Source organism: Sulfurimonas sp., from assembly GCF_027056685.1.
In the GTDB taxonomy this organism is placed as follows: domain Bacteria; phylum Campylobacterota; class Campylobacteria; order Campylobacterales; family Sulfurimonadaceae; genus Sulfurimonas.
This window is the reverse complement of sequence record NZ_JALUKE010000084.1, coordinates 1-4,439: the sequence shown is the minus strand read 5'-3', so window position 1 is coordinate 4,439 and position 4,439 is coordinate 1. Positions and strand designations below refer to the sequence as shown.

The 4,439-nt window shown below is 37.2% G+C and carries 4 protein-coding genes; 1 reads left to right on the top strand and 3 read right to left on the bottom strand.

Features of this window, described 5'->3' with window-relative positions; all coding sequences use genetic code 11:
• On the top strand, nt 1-308 hold a 308-nt coding region (locus MVY38_RS03720; protein WP_297483710.1), incomplete at its 5' end, for an amidohydrolase family protein.
• Here the strand turns inward: MVY38_RS03720 and mnmH are convergent.
• The 3 genes from mnmH to MVY38_RS03705 form a co-directional block, all read right to left on the bottom strand.
• A complete protein-coding gene (gene mnmH, locus MVY38_RS03715) occupies nt 282-1,376 on the bottom strand; it encodes a tRNA 2-selenouridine(34) synthase MnmH (RefSeq protein WP_297483708.1) in 1,095 nt (364 codons plus the stop codon). The two genes, MVY38_RS03720 and mnmH, sit on opposite strands and share 27 nt — an antisense overlap.
• A gap of 2 nt (nt 1,377-1,378) precedes the next feature.
• Nucleotides 1,379-2,413, bottom strand: coding sequence for a selenide, water dikinase SelD (gene selD, locus MVY38_RS03710; protein ID WP_297483712.1), 1,035 nt, complete (start codon nt 2,411-2,413; stop codon nt 1,379-1,381).
• 65 nt (nt 2,414-2,478) lie between these two features.
• The coding region (locus tag MVY38_RS03705; RefSeq protein ID WP_297483706.1) for an EAL domain-containing protein at nt 2,479-4,439 on the bottom strand (1,961 nt) is incomplete at its 5' end.

Sequence of the window (4,439 nt, the reverse complement as noted above, 5' to 3'; positions counted from 1 at the left end):
ACCAGCCATCTTCACCAGTTAATAAAGAGGTGGCATTTTTTGATGCTGCATATGGTTGTGAAGCACTCAGCGATGCACTGCCACTCTACTACACAAAGCTTGTAAAATCTAAAATGATTACAATGCCAGAGCTTGTAAAACTTACAGTACAAAATCCTGCAAAAGCACTTGGTTACGAGGCTGGAGAGATAAAAGAGGGCGAAAAAGCAGACTTCATACTTTTTAATATTAATAAAAATTATGAAGTGAAAAATGCCCAATCCCTCTATGATGCAGAGGAGTTATTTGGCAGCGTTGCGTTTGTGTAAAAACTCTAAAATTTCAGCGTAATTTCCCTTGAAAATAACAGGGATTTTACTCTTTTGAATCTGGTAATCATACATTGGGTCATAATACTCTATTAGAAGTTTTTCTATAAGAGGTTTATATCCTTGTAGTGTATCATTGTCCAACTGATTTTTTAAAGCATCTTCAAAAAGAATTTTCAGCTCTTTATGTCGCTTACTTCCTACTCTTTTTTGAATTCTATCAAGATTTTTTGCTATATTATCTGACCACTTTTGAATACCTCTGTCATTATATTTTTCTATGTAACTACTGAGTGCATTTTCTATATACTCTTCAAATATAATTGCAGTCCTCTGTTCAAGTGGCGTCTCAAGCAGTATAAGTTCACCATCCATAAAGTTTTCATAAATCTCTTTAGGAATGAAAATTCTTCCTACATTATGACTTTCATGCTCAATTACAAGCTCTTTAAAGCCTTTTTCTTGTAATTGAATAAGTGCATAAGCAAGGTCGTTTTCAAAGTTTATTTGTGTGGGTTGTGCGTTTACAAAGCCGCCAAATGTTGAACCTCTGTGGTGTGCCAAACCCTCTAGATCTATGGCATTTTCAAGCTCTTGAAGAAGTATGGTTTTTCCTGAGCCTGTACGCCCTCCAATGATGGTAGTTTTAAGCTCTTTACTTATGTCGAGACTCTCTTGCATTAAAAAGTTACGAAAGGCTTTGTAACCGCCTTTAAGGCGCGTTATGTTTATGCCAACTTCTCCTAGCCACGCTTGAGCAATGCCTGAGCGTTGCCCACCACGAAAGCAGTATAAAAGGGCATTTGGATTTTTTTGTAGATAGTTTTTCCACTCTTGCACACGCTCATTTTTCCCACTCTCTTGTATAAGCTCTTCGGCAAGTTCTACTGCAGCAGCGTTGCCCTGTTCTTTATACATTGTTCCAACAAGTTCGCGCTCTTTGTCGGTAAGTATGGGTAGATTTGTTGTTTGTGTAAATGCACCTTTTTCAAACTCAACAGGGGCACGAACATCTAAAAGTGGTGTGTTGTTAAGAACAATAGAGCGAAAATCTTCTGTGAGTTGCAAGCTTAATGTACCTCTACTAGATATTCACTGCGTTTAGTCGTTTGACCAATAGGCTCTAAAGAGAGTCCACTTTTTTCGGTAATTTCTAAAAAGGCAGGTACACTCTCTTTTTTTACAACACAAAGCAGTCCACCTGAAGTTTGTGCATCACACAATATATCTTGCTGTTCTGGCGTCATTGGTGCTATTTTATCACCGTAGCTCTCAAAATTACGACGCGTACCGCCTGGAACACAACCCATTGCCAAGTATTTTTTTACATTTTCAAGCGTAGGTACTTTGTCATACTCAATCACTGCACTAATATTACTTCCTTCACAGATTTCACTCAAATGTCCTAAGAGTCCAAAACCTGTTACATCGGTAAGTGCTGTTACACCTTCAAGTTGTGCTATCTCTTGTCCAACCTTGTTGATGGCACACATTGCTTCTATGGCTACATCAATGTCACCATCAGCAATTTTTCCCTGTTTTTGTGCAGTTGTAAGTATGCCTATACCTAAACCTTTTGTAAGAAATATTTCACAATCTTCTTCTGCAGTATCGTTGCGTTTAAGATTTTTATTTTCTGCTAAACCTGTTACGGCAAGACCAAAAATAGGCTCAGGAGAGTCAATGCTATGACCACCTGCAAGTGGAATACCAGCTTCTTCACATACACTTCGACCACCATCTATAACACGGCTACCAACTTCAGCGTCAAGTTTGTCTATTGGCCAGCCAAAGATGGCAATTGCCATGAGAGGCTTGCCTCCCATTGCATAAATGTCACTGATGGCATTAGTCGCCGCGATGCGTCCAAAAGTAAAAGGGTCATCGACTATGGGCATAAAAAAGTCTGTGGTACTGAGTACTGAAGTTCCGTTACCAAGGTCAAACGCAGCGGCATCATCTTTTGAGTCATTTCCTACTAAAAGCTCTGGGTATGGAACTTTTGTTCTTGAACTTTTTAAAATTGTGTCGAGTAGTTTTGGAGAAATTTTACAACCACATCCTGCCCCATGGCTATATTGTGTTAGTTTTATATCTTTCATAATGTATAAAATCCTTTTGATTAATTTTATTTAGTTTAGCACAAAAAAGGGAAATATCTAGGTAACATCTAAGAAATAGCAAACCTTTTTATCACCTCTTCTACAAGTATAGGTCTGCTAAAGAGGTAACCTTGTCCGTAATCACACTCATATTCTGTGAGAAAATCCTCTTCCTCTTTTGTCTCTATACCCTCTGCAACTATGGAGTAGCCTAATGTTTTAGAGAGGGCTATAATGGCTTTTATGATGGCATTGTCAGCGCTTCCTTTTTCTATGTCATCGACAAAAGTTTTGTCTATTTTTATGGTGTCAGCTGGCAGATTTTTCAAGTATGCCATAGAGGAGTAACCAGTACCAAAGTCATCTATGGAAATCCTAAAACCTTTTGCTCTGAAATTTCGCAAAAGTGACATATTGTCAAGTGTTGGTGCCATAACAAATCGCTCTGTTATTTCTATTTCAATATCAGAAGCTTTAAGATAATATTTTTCAAGTATGGAGAGAAAAATATTTAATAAATCTACTTCTTTAAATTGCATACTTGCTACATTGACCGCTATATAGTGGATGTTGAGTCCATTTTCTCTCATCTTACGCAGTGCTTTACAAGACTCTTCAAAGACAAAGTAACCAATGTCTACTATAAGACCATTCTCTTCAGCAATAGGAATAAATCTATCAGGATAAGTAAGCTCTTTGTTTTCGTTATTCCAACGGATGAGTGCCTCAAGTGATACTATCTTTTTTGTCATTAAGCTGTATTGCGGTTGAAAAACTAAATAAAACTCATCTCTTTTTAGAGCATCTCGCAAAGAGAGTTCAATATTGAGTCTGCTTTGTATCTCATTTGAGAGCTCCTTTGTGTAGTATTGAAATTGGTTTTTTCCTTTGTCTTTTGCAAGATACATTGCGCTGTCTGCATGTTTTACAAGGCTATAGGCATCGTCACCATTTTGTGGATAGAGGGCAATGCCAACACTTGCAGTTGTACTTAACGAGTGTGAATTTACTTGTATGGGCTCTTTGACTGCTGCGATAATGTGGCTAGCAATTTTTGCACTTACTGCTGGTGTTGTGGTGTTTTCAAGTATGATGACGAATTCATCGCCTCCCCATCGCGATATAAAGTCACTCTCTCTTAGTGTATGTCTCAAACGCTTGGCAATTTCTATGAGCACCTTATCACCGATGTCGTGTCCGAGTGTGTCATTTATAACTTTAAATCTATCAAGGTCTATAAAGAGCAGTGCTAGATTTTCTTGTTTGCGTTTTGCAATAGTCAACGCATGCTCAAGATACTCTTCAAAATGGGTACGATTATAAAGCCCTGTAAGTTGGTCATGATAGGCAAGATAATCAATCTTTTCCTGCACACTTTCAATCTCTCTTAAATCTGTCTGAACGGCAATATAGTTGATAACATCGCCTTTTGTATCTTTAATAGCTTTTATGGTACTCCAAATAGGAATGTAGAGACCACATTTCGTTTTGTTTATGATTTTACCTTGCCAAAGACCTTCACTCTCAATGCTATTCCACATCTGTTTATAAAAGTGAGTATCATGCGTACCTGAATGGAGAATTTTAAGGTTTTCTTCTCCTATTTCAGAGAGTGTATATCCATAAATTTTACTAAAAGCTTTGTTGAGAGAGATGGGTTTTTTATCTGCATTTGTGATAATAATTGCCTCTTCGGTATTGTCAAAAACAGATGCGGCAAGTTGTAATTTTTCATTTTGTTCAATGTATTTTGTAATATCGAGTTTAATAGCAAGGTAACTGATGAGCTTTTTATCTAAAAATATAGGAACAATGGAAGCTTTTTCATAGTACAAAGAGCCGTCTTTGCGCTTGTTAATAAACTGCCCCTCCCATTTCTCACCGTTATCAAGTTTCCTGTTAAGTTCTACATAAAAGCTGTCGTCTTGTTTGCCAGATTTTAATATATTTGGATTTTGACCTAGTGCTTCTTCTTTGGAGTATCCTGTCATTTTTTCAAAAACTTCATTGACAAAAGTGATATGTCTTT